The organism is Canibacter zhuwentaonis, from assembly GCF_018531145.1.
Lineage (GTDB): Bacteria > Actinomycetota > Actinomycetes > Actinomycetales > Microbacteriaceae > Canibacter > Canibacter zhuwentaonis.
Window position 1 is genome coordinate 327,328 of sequence record NZ_JAHDSZ010000001.1, and the last position, 24,301, is coordinate 351,628.

Consider the following 24,301-nt stretch of genomic DNA (forward strand, 5'->3'; position numbering starts at 1 on the left):
TTAGTGCGTGACAGCCGGAACACCGGCGTGCGGATCGAGCACTCCCGTTGCTACGAGCGCAAGAATTACCACGCCCAGAACAACCCGATAGATCACAAAGGGGGTGAACGATTTTGTAGAAATATAGCGCATAAACCATTTTATTATCACAATCGCAACAGTAAAAGCGACAATGGTTGCCACAAGCGTTGGCAGCGCCGCAACCTGCGCGGGTTCGTTGAGAGTTTTGACCAGTTTGTACCCGCCAGAGCCGAGCACCGCAGGAATGGCCAGCAAAAAGCTGTAACGTGCCGCAGCCTCACGCTGGTAGCCAATTAACAGCCCGGCCGTGATCGTGCCGCCAGAGCGGGAAACACCCGGAATCAGGGCTGCCGCCTGTGCTAGACCGTAGATCAGACCGTGTTTTGCGCTCAGTTGATTTAGAGTGCGGTATTTTCTGCCGATGCTGTCGGCAACTCCCAGCAGCACGCCAAAAACAATCAGGCTTGCGCCAACAAACCAGAGCGAGCGCAAAGACGTGTCAATAAGGTCTTCAAACAGCAGCCCGAGTATCACGATTGGGAGCGAGCCGAGAATGATCCACCAGCCGAGCAGCGCATCGGAATCCTGGCGCGGGACACTTCCGCTGAGTGAGGCAAACCAGTTTTTAATGATCCGCACAATATCACGCCAGAAGAAAACAACCACCGCCGCCTCCGTGCCCAGCTGGATTATCGCGGTAAAAGCGGATCCAACATCGCCAAGTCCGAGCAGTTCTGTTGCAACACGCAGGTGCGCGCTAGAGGACACCGGCAGAAACTCGGTTAGCCCCTGTAAAGCGCCCAGCAGAATCGCTTCTAAAATGTTCATTGATCAGCTCTCTTTGTGGTTTTGTGCGAGAATTAAAACCTAGCAAGTAACTTTAGCGCACTAAAATAAAAGCGTTTAGAATGCGACGCTGCTTGTGGATAGCCGCTAATTCTGGTAGGGTGTATTCGTTAGTTGTGAAATTAACATTTGCGCGGGTGGCGGAATAGGTAGACGCGCTAGCTTGAGGTGCTAGTGCCCGCATTTAGGGCGTGGGGGTTCAAGTCCCCCCTCGCGCACAAGCAAATTGCTGAGAGTTAGCTCTCAGCAATTTTTTTACACAGAACAGGAACAAGATGGCACAGACACTCGCGGTTACGCTCTTTACTCTTGCAAATCAGCAAAACGAGAGCTGGCTTGATCGCTTTGTGCTGTGGATCGTCGAGCTGATGAACATTATCGGCGCCCCCGGGGTTGGTCTTGGTATCGCGATTGAAAACATCTTCCCGCCCATTCCGAGCGAAGTTTTGCTGCCGCTTGCCGGCTTCACCGCCGCCAGACCGGGCGCCAACTTCGGGCCGATAGCTGCAACCCTGTGGGCAACTGCAGGGTCTGTTCTGGGAGCGCTGCTACTCTACTATATCGGGGTTATAATCGGGCACGACCGCATCGTGAAAATTGCGAACAGGCTGCCGCTGGTAAAAGGCTCTGACATTACTAAAACCGTCGCCTGGTTTCAGCGAAACGGCTACAAAGCCGTTTTCTTCGGCAGAATGCTGCCGATATTCAGAAGCCTGATTTCTATTCCCGCGGGAATGGAGCGGATGAACCTGCTGGCGTTCACGCTGCTCACAACCGCAGGCTCGCTGATCTGGAATGCGGCCTTTATTTTTGCGGGCTATTTTCTTGGCGATAACTGGGAGCTGGTAAGTGCCTGGATTGACAGGTTTAAGTACGTTATCGTGTTTGTAACTGCCGTTTTAGTACTGTTGTGGATCATCAGGCGCGTGCTGCAAAACACGCGCTCCAAAAAGGCTTAAAGCGGCATTAAAACGGGGTCAGCGGGCTCGGATAAGTGAGTGCTAACCCCGTTACAATTTTTACGGCTAGAGCGCTTTTAGATCGGCGATCTTTCCTAAAATGCCATGCACAAAAGAACCTGATTCCGCTGTGGAATATTCTTTGGCGAGGTTAATTGCCTCGTCGATAACAACTTCAGTCGGCACCTCGTCGTTGTAAAACATTTCCCACACGGCAATTCTGAGCACGGAGCGATCAACATTGGGCATACGGTCAATGCTCCAGCTTTCTGAAACACTAACGATCCGCTCGTCGATTTCTACCGCGTGAGCTATTATCCCGCGCACGATCTCGTTTGCGTACAGCCAGGACGCTTTACGCTCCGGCTCTGCAATTGCCCGCGCGACCTCTGTTTCGCGGATCTGCTCCAGCGGCTGTCTTAAAACATCCGCCGCATATAGCATATCCATAGCGCGTTTACGGGCTTTGCTACGAGCGCTCATTAACCGTTGGCCCGGCCGGTGTACTCGCCCGTGCGCGTGTCGATTTTAATGCGCGTGCCGGTTTCAAGGAATAACGGCACCTGAATCTCAGCTCCTGTTTCCACCGTTGCCGGTTTTGTGCCACCGGTTGAGCGATCGCCCTGCAAGCCGGGCTCGGTGTAGGCTATTTCAAGGGTTACAGTTGCTGGCATATCAACGTACAGCACTGCGCCATCATGCATCGCAATTGTAACATCCTGATTTTCGAGCAGATATTTAGCCGCGTCGCCAACAACGCTGCCCTCTACTGTGATCTGCTCGTACTCGCTTGTGTCCATAAAAACAAAATCGTTGCCGTCGCGGTACAAGAACTGGTAGTCGCGGCGATCAACGTTTGTTGTCTCAATTTTTGCGCCGGCGTTGTAGGTTTTGTCAACGACTTTACCGGTGCTGATGTTCCTCTGTTTTGTGCGCACAAAAGCGCCGCCCTTACCGGGTTTAACGTGCTGAAACTCCAGCACGCTCCACAGCTGACCGTTTTCTACAATCACGGTGCCGTTTCTAATGTCGTTTGTTGTTGCCACTAGCTAACCTCACAAATATTTTTAATTAAAAATTAAGTATCCTAAAAGTGTACGCTATCTATCTTAGCGCCGGTTATCGCGAACAGCGCTGAGCTGCGACGCTAACGTGAAATTTCATCGTAGGCAAAACGCAGCAGTGTGTGATCGGCTCCGGCTAAGATTCTCGGTTTTGCAATATCGTCAAGAACAACAAAGCGCAGCATTCCAGCGCGGGTTTTTTTATCACGTTGCATAATCGAGAGCAGACCCTCCCAGCGCGCGGCAGAATAGCTCAGCGGCAACTCGAGCGATTCTAAAATTGAGCGGTGTCGATCCACTACCCGCTCCGAGAGATTACCCGCGAGCCGCCCGAGTTCTGCCGCGTAAACCATGCCGATAGCAACGGCAACTCCGTGTCGCCACTGGTATCTTTCAGAGTGCTCGATTGCGTGCCCCAGAGTGTGCCCGTAGTTTAGAATCTCGCGCTGCGAGCTGTCGCGAAAATCTGCGCTCACAACCTGCGCCTTAACATCCACGGCGAGTTCGACAAGGCGCTGAAACTCGGCAGAATTCGGGTTGCTTGCGACTGCCACATCGCGCTCTAAAATCTCAAGAATCTCAGGTTCGGCAATAAATCCGCACTTTACAACCTCTGCAAAACCGGCGAGAATCTCGTTGCGTGGCAGCGTTTGCAGCGTTTCAAAATCGCACAGCACTCGGCTCGGAGCCGCGAACACACCGATTAGGTTTTTGCCCTCTGCCGAGTTAATTCCTGTTTTGCCGCCGATTGCCGCGTCAACCATACCCAAAACGCTCGTGGGAATCAGCACAACTTTAACGCCGCGCAGCCAGCATCCGCCAACAAACCCTGCAAGATCGGTGACCGCTCCCCCGCCGAGACCGATAATCGCGTCACTGCGGGTGAAATCGGTCTGCCCTAAAATTTGCCAGCAGAAAGCAGCAACCTCAATACGCTTTGCGTTTTCCGCGTCTGGCACCTCTGCTAAAAGTGCCTGGTAGCCCGCTTCTTGCAGCTGTTCGCGCAGTGCAGTAGCTTGTTTTGCGCCGCTTCCTGTGTGAATAATCAGAACTTTTTTTACTAGCTCACCGAGAGCTTCAGGAACCGCGCTAAACAGCCCGCGCCCGATTGTTATTTGTGATGCAGCCTCGCCGGTAACGTGAATATTTGTGACCTTAGACACTATAGTTTCTCATTTCTGTTGCTCCAATCTGGCCGCCCCGCTTTTAACCACTCAATAACGGCCGTTTTAACCGCCTGGCTCGAGTTGATATCCGTGCGAAACTCTACGCTGGCCAGCTCTTTATAGAGGTGGCTGCGCTGCTGTAGGATTTTGGTCCACGCCCCCGGATCTTTTTTTAGCAGCGGGCGTTTACTGAGGTTAATACCGTCACGCGTGATGGCGTGTTCCGATGTCATCAGCAAAATAACCGGGTGATTTTTTAGAATTTTGCGCGTCTGCGAGCTTAGAATCGCGCCGCCGCCGAGCGCCACAATTCTGCAGCCGGGCTCGGCAAGCTCTCGCTTAACAACGCTAGCCTCAAGCCGCCGAAACTCTGCCTCGCCCTGGTTGGCAAAAATGTCCGAAATTTGCCCGTGCGCGTGAACAATCCGCGCATCCGTGTCAATAAAAGGGATTTTAAGCTCTTTTGCAACCGTCTTGCCAATGGTTGTTTTGCCCGCTGCCATAGGGCCTATAAAAACAACCGCTTTTTGCGGCAGCTGCGACAGATTAGATCCCTGTTTGGGAGGCGCTGGCACCGGTCTTTTGCCGCCGATCCAAGAAATTAAGCCCGGTTTAGAGTCTTTGCTATTCATCGCTAACGCTCAATTTCGGTGCGAAGCTGCTGCGGAATCGCCTCCAAATACGCCGCCATATTGCGCTTTGTCTCTGCGAGACTGTCGCCGCCGAACTTCTCGAGCACCGCATCCGCTAAAATCAGGGCGAGCATCGCCTCGGCAACCACCCCGGCGGCCGGCACAGCGCAAACATCGCTGCGCTGGTGGTGCGCCGTGGCAGCTTCGCCGGTTGCGACATTCACAGTTGGCAAGGCCCTGGGCACGGTTGCAATTGGCTTCATAGCGGCGCGCACGCGCAGCACCTGCCCTGTTGTCATACCGCCCTCGATACCACCGGCACGACCGGTTTCACGCGCTATCGGCGTGTCGGAATCGGAGTTAACGGTTAGCGGATCGTGCGCGACGCTACCTCTGCGGCGGGCGGTTGTAAAACCGTCACCGATTTCAACGCCTTTAATCGCCTGGATTCCCATGAGCGCGCCGGCTATTTTAGAGTCGAGCCGGCGATCCCAATGCACGTAGCTGCCCAGCCCGCTGGGCAGCCCGTACGCGAGAACTTCAACAACACCGCCTACTGTGTCGCCGGATTTCTTAGTGTCGTCAATCTCCGCAACCATTTTGGCACTCAGCTCCGGGTCAAAACAGCGCACAGGGTCGCTATCGAGTTTTGTAAGATCTGTGAGCCGAGGTGTTATTGCGCCGATTTCAGCTGCTACCTCGCCAATTGCCACGGTGTGGCTCACCAGCTCAATGCCCAGCTCTAACAAAAACGATTTTGCTACGGCACCGAGCGCCACCCGCGCCGCCGTTTCACGAGCGCTGGCGCGCTCTAACACGGGTCGCGCTTGCTTAAAACCGTACTTCTGCATTCCCGCAAGGTCGGCGTGCCCCGGACGTGGGCGGGTTAAAGGAGCTGATCTGCCCCGAGACTTGTCGGTCATTTCCGTTGGTTCCGGGTTCATAACCTCTTGCCATTTTGACCACTCGGTGTTGCCGATCCGCAGTGCAACCGGGCTGCCGATTGAGAGCCCGTGCACAACTCCGCCGGATAAGCTCAGCTCATCCACCTCAAACTTCATGCGTGAGCCGCGCCCGTAACCGAGTTTGCGCCGAGCCAGGTCAGCGCGCAGCATTTCTAAGCTGAGCGGCACTCCCGCCGGCAGTCCTTCTAACACCGCAACCAGCTCAGCGCCGTGCGACTCTCCTGCAGTAATCCAACGAAGCATAATTATTATCTTACTAATTTCTGGCGCTAAGAGCTTAAACCGTGAAAAGTGTTGCGCAGCGTGTCTTCAATCGGCAGCGGCGCGGCAGGCGAGCCGTTAATGAAAATACGCAGCTGTAGCAGCGCCTGCTCAAACAGCATTGAGCCGCCGTTTGCGTGCTGCGCCGGGTTTAGACGCTGCGCGATCAGGCTCATTTTTGCGGAATAGGTGACGTCATAAAATTGCGCTCTGGCAAACTGCGCGGGCAGCTCGACATCGGCATCCGCTGGAAGCGTGTTAATAATCAAATCGGGTGCGGTGAGCCGCGGCGGATCGGTGATAAGCGCCGTGTTAAGCCTAAAATCTTGCGTGATACTGAGCATTTTTACGGCCGTTTGTAGCTGCTGCGTGAACTCTTGCAGCGCAGTCTGTCGTCTGGCACGAATTTCGAGGGAATCCGCTCCCAGCAGCAGCGCGGTCAGCGCCGCAGATAGCGCAGTTGCCCCGGATCCTAGAATAAGCGCGTTTACGCAGCTGAAATTATTGCGCACAAGCGCGTTTTGCAGCCCTGGAATGTCGGTATTGTAGGCGCTCCACTGTGGTCTGTGCCAGTCTGCGCCGGTGATCTTCACAAGGGTGTTGGCAACGCCGGTTGCGCGCACAAACTCACACTTTTCTGTTGCGATTTGGGCGGCTAGCTTTTTGAGCGGCATGGTAACGGAAAACCCGCTGTACTCGTGTGCGGCAGCTGTTATAAACTCGATAAAATCGGCTTCTTTAGTGTCGCGCCGCAAATACTGCCACCCGTTTAAACCTAGCTCGTAATACGCCCGCGTGTGTATTTGCGGTGATTTAGAGTGGGCAACTGGGCTGCCCAAAACCGCAAACTTTTTTACTGCCGCTTTCATTTTAAGCTAGTCACAGCGGGTACCGCCTGCCGCTCGATGCGCATTGCACCAGTCTGCGAGGAGGTCCGTGTTTTTTTCGTGCTCTGTGAATGTTTCAGCGAATGCGGTTTCGCCGGTTTCCAGGTTTATCGGAACAAAATATAGCCAGTTGCCGTTTGCGGGTTTCAGCGCGGCTTTAATAGCGATGTCACCGGGCAGCCCAATAGGGCCAATTGGCAAGCCGGGGTTTGCGTAGGTGTTGTATTTGTTGCTCGCATCGGCTCGCTCTGCGGCGGTCGTCCAGACCGTATGCGTGCGTCCCGTGCCGTAGGCGACGGTCGCATCAGACTCAAGGTGCATATCTTTTTCGAGACGGTTATAGAACACCCGCGCAATTTTTGGGAAATCGTTTTTATCCGCACCCGCTTCGCGCTGCACTAGCGCCGCCATCGTTAAGATTTTGTGCGCATCAGACGCTGTAACACCGTGTTCTTGCAAGGCCTGCCACATTCTGTCAACAGTTTTCCGCAGAATATCGCTTGCAGTATCATCGGGGTTCAGCTCGTATGTTGCCGGAAATATAAAGCCCTCTATACTCGGAAAATCTGTGGGCACTCCCAACGCCTGGTAATTGGCTGCCGCCTGCTTAAAATCCTCGAGCGGGATGCCTGTAACAGCGCTAAAACGTTCAAAAGCCTGATCTGCGCTAATTCCCTCGGGAAGCGTTACAACCAGATCTTCTTTATTTTTAGGATCCTGCAGAGCAGTATAAGCGGCCTCTGGACTCATCTTGTGCTTAAGCTTATACGAGCCAACGTCAAAAACGGCCTCTGGGTGATTTCTGAGCAGGTATTTAACAAATCCCTCCGCCGTTTTTACAACGTTCGCCTCGGCGAGTGCCTCGGCAATATCGCTGCCGGTGTCGCCGCTTTTAACAGTAACAAACACCTCGCCTTCGCCAGCGCCTTCATAATCTAAGCTAACACCGATTCCAAACCTGTCACGTACGCCGTCAATAATCGCTTTTCCCGTGAACGCGAGCGCGCCTATAAGCAACAGCGCAATTATCGTCGAAACTACAATTCTAAATCTTTTTTTATTTTTTATTGTGCTGCTGCCCTGTTGTAAATTATTTTCCGCTGTTGAATTCTGCGCGATAACTGGCAAACCCAGCTCAGAAAAACTGCTCTGCGGCAGTCGCTCCGCGGTGCTGTTTTGCCGCATATTAAGCTGTGAATATTCCGTCGGTGGTAAATCATCCTGAGATTCTCTCAGGGATTGTGCAAGCTGCGCATTTCGTGCAGGAAGTTTTGCCGGTTCCGGAAAGAGTAGCGGATTGTAAGCTGATGCTGTCGGTTGCTGCGCATTGTTCAGAGGTTGCTCTGGCTGAGTATCTGCCGCACCCGGTGCGTCGCTGGCAGCCCTGCGAGGGGCACGTTTCAGCGCGGTTTGATCCGCTAAGCTCTCAGAAAATTGCTCCGCTGCTGGCTCTTGCCTTGCCCTGCGCGGGCGATAGCTCTGCTGCGAAGCCATGTTATTATCTTCCGGATACTCTTCTACCATGCTTTAACCTTTAAATATCAGTGCCAACAAGCCTACCAACTGCGGCGGTTGCGTACCTATCCATATCGATGGCGTGTTGCAAAATAACAACCGCCGCCGCCTGGTCTATAATTCCTCTTGTTTTTTTGGTGCGTAGCCCCGCCTGCTGCAGCTGCCGACTCGCGCTCACGGTTGAAAGCCGCTCATCAACAAGACGCACCGTGATCTTGGCATTACTACTTCGTAGATGCTGTGCGAGCGCGAGTGCAAACTCTTCAGCGTCACGCGTGGACGCAGTTTGCTGCCCGCTCATGCTCAGCGGCAGCCCAACAACAATATCAACGACGCTGTATTTCGCGGCAAGCTCTGCGATGCGCGCAATATCGTCATCGATGCCGGTTGCGCCGCTTGTGCGGGGCACCGTTTCCAGCGGCACAGCAAGAGTTTGTAGCGGATCGCACCGTGACACCCCGATCCGCGCCTTGCCAACGTCTATGCCGAGTCTGGCACCGATCACGCTAGTTTGCCGCCTGCTCTGTAAGCTGCGCACGCACTCCCTGCAGTGCTGCTGCAATGGCCTGCGGATCCTGCCCGCCGCCCTGCGCAATATCTGGCTTGCCGCCGCCGCCGCCGCCGAGAATATTCGCTGCCTGTCGCACGAGCTGCCCGGCGTTAAACTTTTTGTCGCGCGCGAGTTGTGTGGTTGCCGCAGCAACTAGCGGTTTGCTTTCTAGCACAGCACAACACACAACCACCGCGTTGCTGCCTTCCAGTTGTAACCGGAGCTGCTGCACTATGCCGCGCAGCTCGTCAGCGCTGCTCACGATGCCAATATCAGCGGCAATAAACCGCACATCGCCGACTGTTTGCAAGCTTTTTAACAGCTGTCGCACTTTTGCGCCGAGTTTTTCAGCTTCGAGCTTGGCGATTTTTTTCTCCGCCGCTTTAAGCTGAGCTGCGAGCTCGCTAACCCTGCTAACCACTGCTGCGCGAGGAGCTTTGAGGCTCGAGGAGAGCTCTGTAACCAGGGCGCGTTCTGCTGCAAACTGCTTAAATGCATCAAAACCAACAAGCGCCTCAACTCGCCTGTTTGCCGACCCTACAGAGCTTTCGGAAAGGAGATTAATGAGCCCTATCTGAGCCGAGTTTTTAACGTGCGTGCCCGCGCACAGCTCGCGCGACCACGATCCGCCAATATCGACCATGCGCACGGTATCGCCGTATTTTTCACTGAACAGCGACATTGCGCCCATAGCCTTTGCTTCATTAAGCGGCAGCACGCGAGTTACTACTTCAAAAGACTTGTTAATTGCGGTGTTTGAAATATCTTCAATTTCGGTGCGGGTGTCCAGGCTGAGGGCTTCGTTGTGCGCGAAATCCAGGCGCATATATCCGGATTTGTTGAAAGATCCGCTCTGGTGAGCCTGCTCTCCCAGCACTTCGCGCAGTGCTGCGTGCACAATATGGGTAGCCGAGTGCGCCTGCTCTGCGGCGAAACGGTGCGCGGGGTCGACGCTGCTGTAAGCGCTATCTGCAACGGCGACCGTACCGTCGGTGATTTTAACCGTGTGCACGATGAGACCCGGCACTGTTTTTTGCACGTCGAGCACCTCTGCGGTGAATGAATCGCCGTATATTTTGCCGCGATCTGCGGCCTGCCCACCAGCTTCTGCCCAGAGGGTTGTTTCCTGTAAAACCAGCTCTGCGCTGCTGCCCGCAGTAGCGGAATTAGCGGGCTGACCGTCAACTAGGATACCGAGGATTTTACTTTTGGTTTCCAGCTGCTCGTAACCGAGGAAAACGGTTTCACCCATTGCGCGCAGTGACTGATAAACAGAGATATCAGCCTTTTGGTTCTTTTTAGCTTTGGCGTCTGCTTTTGCGCGATCGCGCTGTGCAGTTAGCAGCGTCTCAAAAACCTGTCGGTCTACTTCAAGCCCTGCTTCGGCGGCAATTTCGCTTGTTAGCTCGATTGGGAAACCGTGGGTGTCGTGCAACAAAAATGCAGCGTCACCTGAAATTAAGCTGCTGTTTTTGTCTGTTGCGGTTGTAACAGCGTTAGAGAGCAGCTGCAGTCCTGAGCTGAGCGTGCGTAAAAATGTTTGTTCTTCCGCATAAGCTGTGCGCGATATAAACTCAAATTTTTCAGCCACTTCGGGGTATGCGCTGCTCATTGCGTCACGGGAAATCGGGAAGAGCTCTGGGAAAATAGGTTTTGTAACTCCGAGCAGGCGCATTGACAGCACGATCCGCCGCAAAAGTCGGCGCAAAATGTAACCGCGCCCGTCTTTTCCCGGGGTTACGCCGTCTGCAATGAGCATTAAACCTGAACGTACGTGGTCGGCTATTACGCGCAAGCGCACGTCAGCGGCGCTGTTTTGCCCGTATGTAACCCCGGCAATCTCGGCCGCACGATCTAGCACAGGACGCACCTGGTCGATCTCGTACATATTGTCAACGCCCTGCTTAATAAAGGCTACGCGCTCGAGCCCTAAGCCGGTGTCAATGTTTTTGTGCGGCAGCTCGCTGAGAATTGTGAACTCAGTTTTGCTCTTAACCTCGGTGATCTGATACTGCATAAAAACAAGATTCCAGATTTCGACGTAGCGATCATCGTCGGTTGCCGGCCCTCCGTCAACACCGTAAGCTGGTCCACGATCAAAGAAAATCTCTGACGACGGTCCTGCCGGCCCGGGCTGACCCGTTGACCAGAAGTTGGTATCTTTGTCGAGCCGCTGGATTCGCTCCGCCGGAAGATCTGAAATTTCGATCCAGAGGTTATAAGCCTCGTTATCTTCTTTGTAAACGGTAACCCACAGATCTGTGCTGCTAAAGCCAAGCCCGCCAGCAGACTCTGTGGTCGTTAGAAACTCCCAGGCAAAGCTGATGGCTTCGCGCTTAAAGTAGTCGCCGAAAGAAAAGTTGCCACACATTTGAAAAAAAGTACCGTGACGCGGAGTGCGCCCAACCTCTTCAATATCGTTTGTGCGGATGCACTTTTGCACACTCGTTGCACGCGGAAACGGCGCCGGCACAACGCCCGTAAGATACGGCACGAACGGCACCATTCCAGCAACAACAAACATTAGCGTTGGATCGTCGCTAACAAGTGGCGCAGATGGCACAACGGTATGTTTTTTACGGTCGTAAAAATCAAGCCAGCGTTTGTGTATTTCTGCGGTCTGCATCTTAAATCTGCTTTTCTTTCGGTTACTTATGTTATTTACTCCTTAACGAGTAAGGATTTTGCTTATTTCTCGGTATCGGATTTATCCGCTGCTTTGGTGTTTTCATCGACACCAAAATCGTTTTCGTCTTTATCTTCCCCCGAATAGCCGTTTACAACCGCGTCGCGAATCTCGCTGTACGCCTGCACAACCCGGTCAATTACGTTTTCGCCGGCGTTGTTTTTGCTCTCGTTGCGCTTTGTGAAACGTGATACCACGTAACCAATTCCGAAACCTATAGCTAGTGTAAATAATTTGCGCATTTTTGTTTTCCTTTCTTAAAAGTGTACAGAACAAAAGCAATGATACAGGGCACACCTGCGTAAACAATGTTGAACTATCTGTGAGCTGTGTCGGCTGAAATCCGCTCCGCTGCAATCTCGCTGTGGCAATATATAAGATATGAAATTTTTATCCACTCGCGGTTGGCTGCGGCAGGCAAACTTTAGTGACATTCTAATTGAAGGGCTTGCCCCGGACGGTGGATTAACCGTGCCTGAGCAGCTCCCGCAGCTCTCGATACCAACTATTGAGAGCTGGCGCGGACTCAGCTATCCGCAGCTGGCGGCAAAGGTGATCGGAATTTTTTGGGATGATATTTCAGAAGCGGATCTGACAGAACTCGCAAAAAACGCCTACGGGGAGCAGTTTGCGGCGGCAGAAACTGTGCCGATTAAGCCTTTTACAGTTAATTTTGGGTTAGTTGGTCTGTCAGAGGGACCAACTCTCGCTTTTAAAGATATGGCGATGCAGTTTCTAGGCGAAGCTATTCCTTACGTGCTCAAACAGCGCGGTGGAAAACTGAACATTATCGGGGCTACGAGCGGCGATACCGGATCCGCTGCCGAATACGCTTTCAAAAACAAGCCCCGCACGAGCGTTGTGATGCTCTCCCCCAAGGGTCGAATGAGCGCGTTTCAGCGCGCGCAAATGTACACACTGGACGTTAAAAATATTCACAATGTGGTTATTGACGGGGCTTTTGACGACTGTCAGAATCTTGTTAAAGAGCTAAACGGTGATCTTGAGTACAAACAGAAGTACTCTCTCGGCGTTGTGAACTCTATCAACTTTGTGCGTCTGGCCGCGCAGTGTGTTTACTATTTCTGGGCATGGCTGCGCATTACTGACAAGATGTCTGCTGCGCAGAAAGAGCGCGCGAAAATTTCTTTCACCGTGCCCAGCGGGAATTTTGGCAATCTGTTTTCTGGAATGCTCGCAAAAGGTCTCGGTCTGCCTGTTTATCGGCTGGTTATTGCCACCAATGAAAATGATGTGCTGCACGAACTGTTTACAACCGGGGTTTATAAACCTCGCAAAAGTGCGGACACCTTTATAACCTCGAGCCCGTCTATGGATATTTCTAAAGCATCTAATATTGAGCGGTTTATTTACGAGTTGCTCGGCCGTGATCCCGCCAAACTGGTTGCGGCTTTTGCGGAGCTTGATCGCAGGGGCGAGCTTGATTTGCGCGCGCACCTGCCAAAGTTTGTCGGCGAGTATCAGCTTGCGAGCGGTGTTTCACGGCACGCTAATAGAATCACAACAATACGCCAGATATTTAACGACTACAAGGTGATAATTGATCCGCACACGGCTGACGGCGTAAAAGTTGCGCAGGAGGTACAAGAGAGCGGTGAGATTATGTACGTTATGGAGACAGCGAAGCCGCAAAAGTTTGAAACCACAGTATACGAGGCGCTCGGTTTTGCCGCTAAGCTCAGCTTTGAAATGCTTGAAATGATGCAGGCGGAGCAGCACACTGTTGAGATGGATTCGGATTCTAAAGAGCTGCGCAAGTTTGTAGCGCGTAACGCGGTTTAAAAGCGGATATAAAAAGCGGGGCGGAGAATAATTTCCGCCCCGCTTAAAGTTTTTATTTAGCGACCTGAGTAGTACTCAACAACCAGCTGCTCTTCGCAGGTGATTGGCACCTCAATACGCATTGGGCGACGCACCAGTTTAGCTTCTAGCTTGTCAAGGGTTACATCAAGGTATGCAGGAACGGCTGGCAAAACATCAACGTGTCCCCCAACGGCTGCAACCTGGAAAGGCTCCAGCGCTTCTGAACGCTCTTTAACATGGATAAGCTGACCCGGTTTTACACGGTACGATGGACGATCCACAATTTTGCCGTCAACTAGGATGTGACGGTGCACAACGATCTGGCGAGCCTGCGCCTGAGTGCGTGCAAAGCCTGCCCGCAAAACTAGCGCGTCAAGGCGCATTTCGAGCAGCTCAACCAGGTTTTCACCGGTTAGACCCTGCTGGCGACGCGCCTCGTTGAATACAATGCGCAGCTGCTTCTCGCGAATGCCATACTGCGCGCGTAGACGCTGCTTCTCGCGCAAGCGTACAGCATAGTCGCTGTCACTTTTACGTTTTGTGCGACCGTGCTGACCCGGAGCGTAAGGACGCTTCTCGAGATAGCGAGCTGCTTTTGGGGTTAGCGCAATACCGAGCGCGCGGGACTGGCGCACTTTAGCGCGGCTACGAGTTATTTTTGACATATCGTAATTCCTTTCGATTCATCTTCTGCATTTTGCTTTGCGCGGAGCGCAAAATGTTTTCTCGGCCTGTGCAATGCCCGCACAAAACATTAATGCAGTGTGCACGCGACATTGCTTACAGCATGAGCTGTAAGAAAACGACCAGCGCAGAAAATAATCTTCTCTGCCCTGCAAACTAAAAGTTTGTATTCATTAACAACCGCAAGTTACTAATAGACCAATTAAAAACTTTACCACAGAGCGGCTAAAAAATTAGCAGCAAGTTGTTAATCTCCGATAATTTCGCGAATCCTGCGCAACCGCGCCATAACCTCCGCCTCATTACCGTGCGGCGTGGGCGCGTAGTAGTGTATGCCGCGCAGAGTATCTGGTAAATACTGCTGCCTCACAATCGCGCTCCTATTGGCGTGCGGATACCTGTACCCAACAGCGTGACCGAGCTTGCGCGCGCCGGGATAGTGCCCGTCACGCAAATGCGCGGGTATCTGCCCGGTCCTGCCGCTTTTAACATCCGCTATTGCCGTGTCAATCGCGCTGATTACCGCGTTCGATTTGGGCGCGAGAGCAAGATAGATGGTCGCTTCGGCGAGCGGGATCCGCGCTTCGGGCAGCCCGATTAGCTGCGCCGCCTCTGCTGCTGCGCTTGCAATTAGGAGGGCTTGCGGATCCGCCATACCAATATCTTCTGCCGCGTGCACAATCAAGCGCCGTGCGATAAAGCGCGGATCTTCGCCCGCAACTATCATGCGGGCCAGATAGTGCAGCGCGGCATCCGGATTGGAGCCGCGAATCGACTTAATAAAAGCGCTTATCACATCGTAGTGCTGGTCGCCGTTTTTGTCGTATCGCAGCAGCGCGCGGTCAACCACGGAACTGACGTGCTCTGCTGTTATTGTTGCGGATTTATTTGTCCGCGTTGCTGGGTCGCCGGTGGTTGTTGCAGGGTTATCGTCCGCTAGCGTGCTATCGGCGCTGGCCAGTACGGTGTTGCTCACCGCCTCAAGAGAGGTTAGCGCGCGGCGTGCGTCACCAGCTGACAGCTGCACAATTGCGGCGAGCGCCTCAGGCGTCAGTCGCACGCTGTCAGCGAGCCCGGTAGGTGAGCTCACAGCGCGGTTAATGAGGGTTGCTAAATCAGTGTCGGTGAGCGGTTGTAGTGTGAGCTGCAGCGATCGCGAGAGCAGCGGACCAATAACAGCAAAAGAGGGGTTTTCTGTTGTTGCGGCAATTAGCGTCACCCAGCCGTTTTCGACTCCGGGCAAAAGGGCATCTTGCTGCGACTTGGAGAAGCGGTGAATTTCGTCTAAAAACAGCACCGTTTGCACGCTGAACATATCCCGCTCGGTAAGCGCTGTTTGCATTACATCGCGGACATCTTTGATGCCCGCAGTAACGGCCGAGAGCTCAACAAACTTACGACCGCTGGATTGCGTGAGAGCCTGCGCGATTGTGGTTTTGCCGGTGCCCGGCGGACCCCAGAGAATAACAGATACTGCGCGGGATGTATCCGCTTCCAGCTGGCGGAGCGGACTTCCCGGTCGCAGAAGGTGCTGCTGGCCCACAATCTCGTCGAGCGATCGCGGGCGCATCCGCACGGCGAGAGGAGCTGTGGCGAGTGTGCTAAGCGCTGCTGTGTTCATTAAAACAATAATAGCGGTGGCTTTGCTGTCAGGCTGTTATAATTACTTGTAACTGTTAAGAACGCAGTGTTACTAGCGCAACTCATTTATGGAAAGAGCGAAATTGACTGAAACTAACCAGGGTCGTTGGGGTCGTGTAGACGCAGACGGCACAGTTTATGTGAAAGACAACGGTGAAGAGCGTGAAGTTGGCCAGTTTTCAGATGGCACTCCCGAAGAAGCGCTTGCGTTGTACGAGCGTCGCTATGCGGATTTGCAGGGCGAGGTGACCCTGCTCGAAGCTCGTATTGCGAAGGGAACAGCGGATGCGCAGGTGGCGAAAACGGTTGAGAAACTAGCCGGGAAGCTTGTTGCGCCGCACGCTGTTGGTGATCTTGAAGCGCTGCGCAAGCGGGTTCATGCGCTGTCTGAAAAGGCTCAGGAGTTTGCCACGAAACAGCGTGAGAAACGCGAGCAGGAGCGGGCGGTTGCGTTCCAGGAGCGTGAGGCAATTGTTGTGGCAGCGGAGCAGATTGCACAGCGCGTTAATAACGGCGAGAAGCTGCAGTGGAACGACACTTCTAAGATTATGCAGGGGCTGTTTGAAAAGTGGCAGACGCACCAGAGCACTAGCGCACACCTGCCGAAGTCGCAGGCTGATCAGCTTTGGAAGCGCTTCCGCGACGCTAGAAAAGTTTTTGACAAAGCTAAGAGCGAGTATTTTGCAAAAACAGAAGCAAAGTTTAAGCTCGCTCGTGAAGCCAAAGAGAACCTGGTTAAACAGGCTGCAGCGCTTGCTGGCAGCGGAGGTGACGGGGTTAAAAAGTACCGTGTACTGCTTGATGAGTGGAAAAAAGTAGGCAGCGCGGGTCGTAAATACGAAGACAAGCTGTGGGCTAAGTTCAAAGCGGCCGGTGACATTGTTTACAACGCTTTAAAAGAAGAGATGGCTGTTACTGACGAAGAGTTCAAGCAGAATCTTGTGTGCAAAGAAGAGTTGCTGGCGGAAGCGGAAACCTTGCTCAGTGAGTCAAACCACAAGAAGGCGCGTAAGGCTCTGAGCGAATACCAGATGAAATGGGATGAAATTGGTCGTGTGCCGCGGGATCAGGTGCGTGAGGTTGAGGCGCGGATGCGTAAAATCGAAGCTCACGTGAAAAAACTTGAGGATGATTACTGGCAGGCAACAGATCCTGAGCCGGCTGCCCGCACAGAGGGGCTGAGCAAACAGCTGAGCGAGTCAATAGCTCAGCTTGAAGCTGAGCTTGTGAACGCGCCGACCAATAAAAAAGCGGCTCTTGAAGAGAAGCTTAAAACTCAGCGCGAGTGGTTGGCGGCTATTACTCGGTAATTGATCACGGGTAGGCTATTAAGCAGGGGCGGTGTGTTTTGCACCGTCCCTTAGCTTTAGGAAGTTATCCACAGATATTTTTATCCGGTAGCGGATTATCCGCAGTATGGTGCATGATAGTAGCATGAATCAGCAACCATTAATGCAGGGCGCAAAAAGTATCCCGCCGGAAATATACATGCTCAAACAGACCGCTTTGGATGCGCACCATCGGCGCGGTGAACTTGTTAGGTGCGGTTTTGGGTATGTGTTAAGCAGCGAGCCGATCAGTCCCGCTGCACGCCTGCTCAGTTACGGGAAATACTTGTCGCACAGTGTTGTTGTTTGTTCACAGTCGGCAGCCTGGGTATGGGGTGCGTTAAACACTTGCCCCCAGAAAATATATCTTAATCCAATGCCCGGGGCGAGTCGGATTAAAACTGAAAAGCTAGCCCCTCTTGGTGAGCAGCACCTGTTTGAACTGAAGCATACAAGGCTTAGCACACCTGAAATTGTGAGCTTTGGTGGGTTTAGAGTCACAACTCAGATGCGCACGCTGTACGACATACTGTTTAACACCCTAACCGTTGAGTTTACCCCCAAGCTGCGGCGCGCCTGCCGGATGCTGACGCTGCAGCTTGGGTTGAGCGGCGCGGATGTTAGAGTGCTGTGCGCGAGCAAGCGCCATCCTAATAAGGTGCGGGCGTTGAGTAATATTGACCTGGTTTGGAACTGAGCTGGGGATTTTTACCCACGGCTCTTCCAATAAGGCACTGGCGCTGAGCAATACTGGCTGAGCTTTATACCCTGTAAACGTCGTAAACACCGCTCACCTTACGCACGGCTTTTAGCACCTGTTCTAGATGCGTTAGATTGGCCATTTCAAAGGTGAAGCGGATTTTTGCAACGCGCTCGTTAGAGGTGTTAAGCGAAGCGTTGAGGATGTTTACATGATGCTCCGAAAGGGTGTTTGCAATATCAAACAGCAGGCGCGACCTGTCGAGCGCTTCAATTTTGATATTTACCGTAAACACACTGTTAGAAACGGTTTTACTCCAGGAGACGGAAGTTATGCGTCCGGCGTTTTGCTGCAGCACAATAAAGTTTGGGCAGTCTGTGCGGTGCACAGAAACCCCAAAGCCGAGCGTTACGTATCCGCCTATCTCATCGCTCGGAACAGGGGTACAGCACTTTGCAAGCTTAACGAGCACATCGCTAACACCCTCAACGATCACGGTGCCGTCGGCTGCAGCCGGAGTATTATTCCGTTTTGCCGGGGGGATAGAAAAATCAACCGTACTAACATCGCTGACGTTATCACCCTCGAGCAGCGATTCTGTTTTCTCAACAACAGATTTAGCCGAGATTTGCCCCTCACCAATAGCGACATAGAGTTTCTCAATATCGGCAAAGTGCAGCTGCAGTGCTATCTGCTGCAGCGCTTCGAGCTGAATCATCCGCTGTATTGGCAGATTGCGTTTGCGGATTTCGCGCACAATACACTCTTTGCCGTGCTCGGCCGCGTCCGCTCGACGCTCTTTTGTGAAGTGCTGCCTGATCTTGTTTTGAGCACGCTTGCTCTTAACAAAATCCAGCCACCCTTGTTTTGGCCCGGCGTTAGGGTCTTTTGAGGTGAGAATCTGCACGACATCACCGGTTTTAAGCACCGTTTCAAGCGACACCATCCGCCCGTTAACCTTGGCACCCATTGTCCTGTGCCCAACCTCGGTATGCACCGCGTACGCGAAATCAACCAGGGTTGCGCCAGCTGGGAGCCCAATTATTTTACCCTTCGGGGTGAAGGCGTAAACTTCTTTTGCACCTATTTCATAGCGCAAAGCGTCTAGGAACTCCTGTGGATCTGCGGTTTCTTGCTGCCAGTCATTAATGTGTGAGAGCCACGTCATATCTAGTTCTTTTTTGGATCTGCTGCCCTCAGACTGGCGTGACTTGTATTTCCAGTGCGCAGCGATACCGTACTCGGCGCGCTGGTGCATTTCCTCAGTACGCACTTGAACTTCAACGGGACGCCCGCCCGGGCCTAAAACGCTCGTGTGCAAAGACTCGTAGAGGTTAAACTTCGGGGTTGCTATATAGTCTTTAAACCTGCCAGGAACGGGTGTCCATTTAGAATGCACAGCGCCCAAAACCGTGTAGCAGTCAGCGACCGTATCGACGATAACACGAATTCCCACCAGGTCGTAGATATCGTCAAAATCACGCCCGCGCACAACCATTTTTTGGTAGATAGAATATATTTCTTTTGGACGCCCGGTAACTTTGCCTTTTATCCTAGCGGATCGCAGCTCCTGTTCAACAGCGGCAATAACCTTGTCAGTAACCTCTTCGCGCCCGGGGTTGCGCAGCGTCACCAGGTTTTTAATCTCCTCGTAGAGCTTTGGGTTAATAACAGCGAAAGAAAGATCTTCAAGCTCTGTTTTAAGCGGCTGAATGCCCAAACGGTGCGCTAAAGGAGCATATATTTCAAGGGTTTCTTTAGCCTTTGCGCGCGCCTTTTCGATGGGCATGAATCCCCAGGTGCGCGCGTTGTGCAGCCTGTCGGCAAGTTTAATGACCAAAACACGGATGTCTTTGGTCATTGTGATGATCATTTTGCGCACTGTTTCGGTTTGCGCGTCGTTGCCGTGTTGCAATTTATCGAGTTTTGTAACGCCGTCTACTAGAAGAGCTATTTCTTCTCCGAAATCAGCCCGCAGTTTGTCAAGCGTATACTCTGTGTCTTCTACTGTGTCGTGCAGCAGCCCGGCTGCCACAACAACGGGTGAAACACCCAGGTAAGCAAGTATCTGTGCAACCGCAACGGGGTGCGTTATATAGGGCTCTCCGCTTTTGCGCAGCTGCCCCGTGTGCGCTTTTGCCGCAACCTCGTAAGCGCGCATAATCATTGGAATATCCGCTTTAGGGTGCGTTGCTTTAACGGTTTTTACCATCCGCTCAACCGCGTCAGGTGCGTTAGAACGCGAAAAAACTCGAGGCACAAAACGTTTGAGCGCGCTGTTGCTGTTCATAAACACACCTTTCTTTTTTATATATGTAGGATACACCAGAATTAAAGATAAAGAACGAGCGCACCATCTAGAAGATGATCCGCTCGTTCTTTATCGTCGTAACCTTATGCCCGCGCGCTCAGGGTCTGGGTGTCGTGCTTCTTAATTTCCGGCTCGTTCTCTCGCATATGGGAGTAAACTGGCGCGGCAATAAAGATTGTCGAGTATGCACCAACCATAATGCCAATAAACAGCGACAGCGCGATGTCACGCAGTGTGCCAGCGCCTAGAATAAAAGCACCGATGAACAGAATCGAACCAACTGGCAGCAGCGCTACAACCGAGGTATTAATCGAGCGTACCAGAGTCTGGTTTACCGCGAGATTAACAGACTCTGCAAAGGTATGAGTTTTACCCATAACATCCGGACGCGTGTTTTCGCGGATCTTGTCGAAAACTACCACGGTGTCATAGAGGGAATAACCAAGAATTGTGAGGAATCCAATAACAGCGGCCGGCGTTACCTCAAAACCTGCCAGACCGTAAACACCAGCCGTTAGCACGAGGTCGTGCAGCAGTGCGATAAGAGCTGCCACGCTCATTTTCCAGGTGCGGAAGTATATCGCCATCACAATGGTTGCAAATAACAAGAACACACCAACGGCGATTAGTGCCTGACGGGTTACATCCTGCCCCCATACCGCGCCGATAAACGAAGAGGTTACCTGCTCTTCAGCAACGTTATATGCCTTTGCTAGCTCTTTTGCGAGGCTGTTGGTCTCGTTGGCCTCTAGCTGTTCTGTTTGCACGTGCACATCGCCCTGTCCAACGAGGGTTACCCGTGATTCGGAGCCTGGCAAGATCTGCTGCACAACGTCTTTAGCCGGTTGCGTTTCGCGTTCGCGATCTGCTCCCACGTGGATCTGGAACTGGCTACCACCGGTGAACTCAATGCCGAGCGAGTAGCCACCGTGCACAAACGGCGCTGCCACAGAGAGTACAATTGAAATAATTGCGATGGCATACCAGGTTTTACGCTTACCAACAAAGTTAAACGACTTTTTGCCGATGTAGAGGTCGTTACCAAACTGCCCAAAAGATTTTTTTGCCATTCTTAGCTCTCCTTACTCTTCAGAGCAGCTTTGCGCTCGGCAATTGTTTTCCTGCGCAGTGCTTCTTTATCACTTGTTTTACGGCGGCGCGCAATTTTTTCTGAAGCTGCTGGTGCGCTCACAAATCGCGCCCTACCCTTGTAGACCGCTCCAAGCATATCCGGATTGAGACCCGATGCGGGGTGACCCTGACCCCAGAAATTGGTGCGAGCCATAAGCATCAGCATTGGGTGAGTGAACAGCGCAACAACGATAATGTCTACCAGCGTTGTCAAACCCAGTGTAAACGCAAAGCCACGCACGTTACCAATGGCGAATGCAAACAGAATCGCCGCTGCCAAAAAGTTAATCGCGTCAGAAGCAAGCACTGTTCTGAAAGCTCGCTTCCAGCCCTGGTGCACCGCCTGATCCACTATAAAACCATCACGCAGCGCGTCACGCACACGCTCAAAGTAAACAATAAAGCTGTCGGCAATAAAACCAATCGCCACAATAATACCCGTAACGCCCGCAAGCGAGAGACGATAGCCGTAGCGCCATGAGAAGAATGTTAGCAGCAGATAGATTACAATAGCGGATGCTAGCAGTGACGCCACAGTTAAAGATGCCAAAGCACGATATTGGAAAATAGAGTACAGCACAACAACCAGCAGACCAATAATACCGGCTATCAGACCCGCCTGTAACTGATTACTGCCTAGCGTTGCGGAAATATCTTCCTGGCTCTGCACCTGGAAGCTAATCGGCAGCGCACCATATTTAAGCTGATCCGCTAGCGCTTCAGAGCTTTCCTGCGTGAACCCGCCTGTGATCTGCGGTCTGCCGTCAAGAATTGTGCCGTTCATACTCGGCGCAGACAGCACACGTCCGTCAATCACGAACGCAAATTGTTTTAGCGGCCCCTGCTGTGTCACAAGGCGCTGGCTGATTTTTCCGAATGTTTCGGTACCGGCCTCGTTAAGGCGCAGATTAACACCCCACTGCCCCGTACTCGCGCCGGTCTGGGTTGTTACAACGGAGGCAGACGCATCAGCGATTGAATCACCCGTGAGCTCAACAGGACCCAGCAGATACTTTACAACGCCCGTGCCGTCACAGGTGATCAAAGGACGATCCGAAGGAGCCTCGCTCAGCTTTGCAACAGACTCCGTGGTGCACTGAAACTCTAAAAACTGCTGCCGCAGTTTAGGTGTTATCCAGGCAAGATCACCGGCGCCTTCCGGTAGCGGATCAGGATACAGCTCACCGGAAGCCTCTGCCGGTTTTTCCGGCTCTGCTTCGGCTTCGTTCTCAGGAGTGTCTGGATTGTCTTTCGGCTTCTCCGGAGCAGTCTGTCCCGGACCGATGCTCAGCACCGGACGGAAATCAAGCCGTGCAGACGCTTCAATACGCGCGAGCGTTGCCTCATCAGCTTTACCAGGAATGGACACCAGAATGTTAGATCCGCCCTGGGTTGTAACCTCAGCTTCGGACACGCCAGCCGCGTCAACACGCTGTCTAATAATCGCAACGGCCTGCTGCACCTGCTCGCTGGATACGTTGGCACCGTCAACGTTTTTTGGCGCTAACAGTATTTGTGTGCCGCCCTGCAGGTCGAGCGCAAGTTTTGGAACCAGGGTTGCTTCGTTACGCGTTACACCGAGCGTGATCAGACCGATCAAAACCACAATAATTGCGGCAAACCACCCGAGCGATCGCCTAGCACTCTTCACAATTGGTGAGGACGCCAACTATCTCTACTTTCTGCTTGTACCGATTAAAAACTATGTATTTTTCGCTATTTCTTATGGCTTGTTAGCAGAGTTTGGGGTTTCAGTAGCGTTATTCTCTGCAACCTGGTCGCCAGTCTCTGCAGCTGCGACAACTGACTCATCCGCCGCAACATCAGCAGCGTTAGTGGTTGGCACCAGCTGCGCAATTGCGCCGGTGTGAACTTCAATAACCGCTTCACCGGTGCGGACGCGAGCCCTTTGTGTTGTTTCGTTAACGCTGACAATAGTGGCGTAAATACCTGATCCGAGCATCACTTCAACCCCGGGGTTCATATTTTCGCGCAGCTTTTCCATAGCCTTTTTGCGCTTACGACCATTGATAAAAGCGAAAACAATCATAACACCGAGTAAAACAAGCAACATGAGCATAAGCGGATCCATAAGCAGTAACCTTTCTAAGTTAAAATGATAACCTAATCAACTATACGCTATTAGGTCGCGTAATCCCACAAAAACTATATGCAAGAGGTGTTGCAATACGTCCGCGAGGGGTGCGAGCGAGCAATCCCGCGCGCACCAGGAAGGGCTCCACAACGGAGGCGATTGTTTCGGCCTCCTCTCCAACAGAAACTGCCAGAGTGCTTAGCCCAACCGGTCCGCCGTTAAAGCGTTCAATGAGTGTTATAAGAATCTCACGGTCCAGTCGATCCAGCCCTTTTTCGTCAACGTCGTAGAGCGCGAGCGCGGCATTAACGGTTTCGATGTTGGCAGGAGTTTCGTGCACTAGCGCGTAATCACGCACCCTACGCAAAAGTCGGTTCGCAATTCGAGGAGTGCCCCGCGAGCGGCTCGCTATTTGTGCGAGCGCGGCATCCTCCAGCGGGCAGTTAATTAGTTTACTGGCACGTCGCACAACATCTTCAAGCTCGGTGTCGCTGTAAAACTCCAGGTGCGCGGTGAAGCCGAAGCGGTCACGTAGCGGACTGGGCAGCAATCCCGCGCGAGTTGTTGCACCCACGAGCGTAAACGGGGCAATTTCGAGCGGAATGGAGGTTGCTCCCGCCCCCTTGCCGACCATAATGTCTATTTTGAAATCTTCCATCGCAAGGTAAAGCATCTCTTCTGCGGCACGCGCCATGCGGTGAATCTCGTCAATAAACAGCACCTCCCCCTCGCTGAGGGCGCTCAAAACAGCCGCCAGATCGCCCGCGTGCTGAATTGCAGGGCCCGAAGTTTGGTGCAGCGGCTTGCCCAGCTCTGCCGCTACGATCATCGAGAGCGTTGTTTTGCCAAGCCCTGGAGGACCCGCAAGCAGAATGTGGTCGGGGCTGCGCTGCTGCAGTTGCGCCGCGCTCAAAAGCAGGTCAAGCTGCCCGCGCACTTTTGACTGTCCGATAAACTCCTGTAGGTTTTTAGGGCGCAGAGCACCCTCAAAACTTATTTCGCTACTCTGTATTTCAGCTGAAAGTTCGCTCATAT

At 52.8% G+C, this 24,301-nt stretch carries 22 protein-coding genes and 1 tRNA gene; 5 read left to right on the forward strand and 18 right to left on the reverse strand.

The window, feature by feature from the left end:
- Complete coding sequence (locus tag KJY78_RS01510; protein WP_214336728.1) at positions 1-849, reverse strand: undecaprenyl-diphosphate phosphatase; 849 nt, start codon at positions 847-849, stop codon at positions 1-3.
- Between the two features lie 149 nt (positions 850-998).
- Between KJY78_RS01510 and KJY78_RS01515 the strand changes: the two genes are divergently transcribed.
- Positions 999-1,085, forward strand: a tRNA-Leu gene (locus KJY78_RS01515).
- A gap of 57 nt (positions 1,086-1,142) precedes the next feature.
- A complete protein-coding gene (locus KJY78_RS01520; protein WP_250544017.1) occupies positions 1,143-1,826 on the forward strand; it encodes a DedA family protein in 684 nt (227 codons plus the stop codon).
- A gap of 66 nt (positions 1,827-1,892) precedes the next feature.
- Here the strand turns inward: KJY78_RS01520 and nusB are convergent, their stop codons facing one another.
- From nusB to KJY78_RS01570, 10 genes are all read right to left on the reverse strand, one after another.
- A complete protein-coding gene (gene nusB, locus KJY78_RS01525) occupies positions 1,893-2,309 on the reverse strand; it encodes a transcription antitermination factor NusB (protein ID WP_214336730.1) in 417 nt (138 codons plus the stop codon).
- Positions 2,309-2,872: an elongation factor P gene (efp, locus tag KJY78_RS01530; protein ID WP_214336731.1), complete on the reverse strand. Its 564-nt coding sequence runs from the start codon at positions 2,870-2,872 to the stop codon at positions 2,309-2,311. Before efp ends, nusB begins: the two co-directional genes overlap by 1 nt.
- 101 nt (positions 2,873-2,973) lie before the next feature.
- Positions 2,974-4,056, reverse strand: a complete 1,083-nt coding sequence (gene aroB, locus KJY78_RS01535) for a 3-dehydroquinate synthase (protein ID WP_431732317.1) — start codon at positions 4,054-4,056, stop codon at positions 2,974-2,976.
- On the reverse strand, positions 4,053-4,688 hold the full coding sequence (locus tag KJY78_RS01540; RefSeq protein ID WP_214336733.1) for a shikimate kinase: 636 nt from the start codon (positions 4,686-4,688) through the stop codon (positions 4,053-4,055). Before KJY78_RS01540 ends, aroB begins: the two co-directional genes overlap by 4 nt.
- A 2-nt stretch (positions 4,689-4,690) precedes the next feature.
- Complete coding sequence (gene aroC / locus KJY78_RS01545; RefSeq protein WP_214336734.1) at positions 4,691-5,896, reverse strand: chorismate synthase; 1,206 nt, start codon at positions 5,894-5,896, stop codon at positions 4,691-4,693.
- A 26-nt stretch (positions 5,897-5,922) separates the two neighbouring features.
- Complete coding sequence (locus KJY78_RS01550) at positions 5,923-6,783, reverse strand: shikimate dehydrogenase family protein (protein ID WP_214336735.1); 861 nt, start codon at positions 6,781-6,783, stop codon at positions 5,923-5,925.
- A 6-nt stretch (positions 6,784-6,789) separates the two neighbouring features.
- Positions 6,790-8,325: an endolytic transglycosylase MltG gene (mltG, locus tag KJY78_RS01555; RefSeq protein ID WP_214336736.1), complete on the reverse strand. Its 1,536-nt coding sequence runs from the start codon at positions 8,323-8,325 to the stop codon at positions 6,790-6,792.
- Between the two features lie 10 nt (positions 8,326-8,335).
- Positions 8,336-8,821: a Holliday junction resolvase RuvX gene (gene ruvX, locus KJY78_RS01560; protein ID WP_214336738.1), complete on the reverse strand. Its 486-nt coding sequence runs from the start codon at positions 8,819-8,821 to the stop codon at positions 8,336-8,338.
- A 1-nt stretch (position 8,822) separates the two neighbouring features.
- Entirely contained in the window at positions 8,823-11,492 is a 2,670-nt protein-coding gene (gene alaS / locus KJY78_RS01565) for an alanine--tRNA ligase (RefSeq protein WP_214336740.1), read from the reverse strand.
- A 62-nt stretch (positions 11,493-11,554) separates the two neighbouring features.
- Complete coding sequence (locus KJY78_RS01570; RefSeq protein WP_214336742.1) at positions 11,555-11,794, reverse strand: Z-ring associated ZapG family protein; 240 nt, start codon at positions 11,792-11,794, stop codon at positions 11,555-11,557.
- 139 nt (positions 11,795-11,933) lie between these two features.
- On the opposite strand from KJY78_RS01570, the gene thrC reads away from it, so the two are divergent.
- Positions 11,934-13,355, forward strand: a complete 1,422-nt coding sequence (thrC, locus tag KJY78_RS01575; protein ID WP_214336744.1) for a threonine synthase — start codon at positions 11,934-11,936, stop codon at positions 13,353-13,355.
- Between the two features lie 56 nt (positions 13,356-13,411).
- Here thrC and rpsD read toward each other — a convergent pair whose 3' ends face one another.
- On the reverse strand, positions 13,412-14,041 hold the full coding sequence (gene rpsD, locus KJY78_RS01580; protein WP_214336746.1) for a 30S ribosomal protein S4: 630 nt from the start codon (positions 14,039-14,041) through the stop codon (positions 13,412-13,414).
- A 266-nt stretch (positions 14,042-14,307) separates the two neighbouring features.
- Entirely contained in the window at positions 14,308-15,681 is a 1,374-nt protein-coding gene (locus KJY78_RS01585) for a replication-associated recombination protein A (RefSeq protein WP_214336748.1), read from the reverse strand.
- A 103-nt stretch (positions 15,682-15,784) separates the two neighbouring features.
- Between KJY78_RS01585 and KJY78_RS01590 the strand changes: the two genes are divergently transcribed.
- Positions 15,785-17,011, forward strand: a complete 1,227-nt coding sequence (locus tag KJY78_RS01590; protein ID WP_214336749.1) for a DUF349 domain-containing protein — start codon at positions 15,785-15,787, stop codon at positions 17,009-17,011.
- A gap of 124 nt (positions 17,012-17,135) precedes the next feature.
- The gene (locus tag KJY78_RS01595; protein ID WP_214336750.1) at positions 17,136-17,726 is read left to right on the forward strand and encodes a hypothetical protein; all 591 of its coding nucleotides are present in this window, start codon (positions 17,136-17,138) and stop codon (positions 17,724-17,726) included.
- Between the two features lie 64 nt (positions 17,727-17,790).
- Here the strand turns inward: KJY78_RS01595 and KJY78_RS01600 are convergent, their stop codons facing one another.
- From KJY78_RS01600 to ruvB, 5 genes are all read right to left on the reverse strand, one after another.
- Positions 17,791-20,019: a RelA/SpoT family protein gene (locus tag KJY78_RS01600; protein ID WP_214336751.1), complete on the reverse strand. Its 2,229-nt coding sequence runs from the start codon at positions 20,017-20,019 to the stop codon at positions 17,791-17,793.
- A gap of 104 nt (positions 20,020-20,123) precedes the next feature.
- Positions 20,124-21,110: a protein translocase subunit SecF gene (secF, locus tag KJY78_RS01605; protein ID WP_214336752.1), complete on the reverse strand. Its 987-nt coding sequence runs from the start codon at positions 21,108-21,110 to the stop codon at positions 20,124-20,126.
- A gap of 2 nt (positions 21,111-21,112) precedes the next feature.
- Complete coding sequence (secD, locus tag KJY78_RS01610; protein ID WP_214336753.1) at positions 21,113-22,840, reverse strand: protein translocase subunit SecD; 1,728 nt, start codon at positions 22,838-22,840, stop codon at positions 21,113-21,115.
- Positions 22,841-22,894: 54 nt separating this feature from the next.
- Positions 22,895-23,263: a preprotein translocase subunit YajC gene (locus tag KJY78_RS01615; RefSeq protein WP_214336754.1), complete on the reverse strand. Its 369-nt coding sequence runs from the start codon at positions 23,261-23,263 to the stop codon at positions 22,895-22,897.
- Positions 23,264-23,303: 40 nt separating this feature from the next.
- Entirely contained in the window at positions 23,304-24,299 is a 996-nt protein-coding gene (gene ruvB, locus KJY78_RS01620; protein WP_214336755.1) for a Holliday junction branch migration DNA helicase RuvB, read from the reverse strand.
- Positions 24,300-24,301 lie beyond the last annotated feature (2 nt).

Bases quoted from the DNA above. Each gene is read 5' to 3' on its own strand.
- KJY78_RS01510 (WP_214336728.1), bottom strand. From the start codon at position 849: ATGAACATTTTAGAAGCGATTCTGCTGGGCGCTTTACAGGGGCTAACC.
- KJY78_RS01520 (WP_250544017.1), top strand. From the start codon at position 1,143: ATGGCACAGACACTCGCGGTTACGCTCTTTACTCTTGCAAATCAGCAA.
- nusB (WP_214336730.1), bottom strand. From the start codon at position 2,309: ATGAGCGCTCGTAGCAAAGCCCGTAAACGCGCTATGGATATGCTATAT.
- KJY78_RS01540 (WP_214336733.1), bottom strand. From the start codon at position 4,688: ATGAATAGCAAAGACTCTAAACCGGGCTTAATTTCTTGGATCGGCGGC.
- aroC (WP_214336734.1), bottom strand. From the start codon at position 5,896: ATGCTTCGTTGGATTACTGCAGGAGAGTCGCACGGCGCTGAGCTGGTT.
- KJY78_RS01550 (WP_214336735.1), bottom strand. From the start codon at position 6,783: ATGAAAGCGGCAGTAAAAAAGTTTGCGGTTTTGGGCAGCCCAGTTGCC.
- mltG (WP_214336736.1), bottom strand. From the start codon at position 8,325: ATGGTAGAAGAGTATCCGGAAGATAATAACATGGCTTCGCAGCAGAGC.
- alaS (WP_214336740.1), bottom strand. From the start codon at position 11,492: ATGCAGACCGCAGAAATACACAAACGCTGGCTTGATTTTTACGACCGT.
- KJY78_RS01570 (WP_214336742.1), bottom strand. From the start codon at position 11,794: ATGCGCAAATTATTTACACTAGCTATAGGTTTCGGAATTGGTTACGTG.
- thrC (WP_214336744.1), top strand. From the start codon at position 11,934: ATGAAATTTTTATCCACTCGCGGTTGGCTGCGGCAGGCAAACTTTAGT.
- rpsD (WP_214336746.1), bottom strand. From the start codon at position 14,041: ATGTCAAAAATAACTCGTAGCCGCGCTAAAGTGCGCCAGTCCCGCGCG.
- KJY78_RS01585 (WP_214336748.1), bottom strand. From the start codon at position 15,681: ATGAACACAGCAGCGCTTAGCACACTCGCCACAGCTCCTCTCGCCGTG.
- KJY78_RS01595 (WP_214336750.1), top strand. From the start codon at position 17,136: ATGAATCAGCAACCATTAATGCAGGGCGCAAAAAGTATCCCGCCGGAA.
- KJY78_RS01600 (WP_214336751.1), bottom strand. From the start codon at position 20,019: ATGAACAGCAACAGCGCGCTCAAACGTTTTGTGCCTCGAGTTTTTTCG.
- secF (WP_214336752.1), bottom strand. From the start codon at position 21,110: ATGGCAAAAAAATCTTTTGGGCAGTTTGGTAACGACCTCTACATCGGC.
- KJY78_RS01615 (WP_214336754.1), bottom strand. From the start codon at position 23,263: ATGGATCCGCTTATGCTCATGTTGCTTGTTTTACTCGGTGTTATGATT.
- ruvB (WP_214336755.1), bottom strand. From the start codon at position 24,299: ATGAGCGAACTTTCAGCTGAAATACAGAGTAGCGAAATAAGTTTTGAG.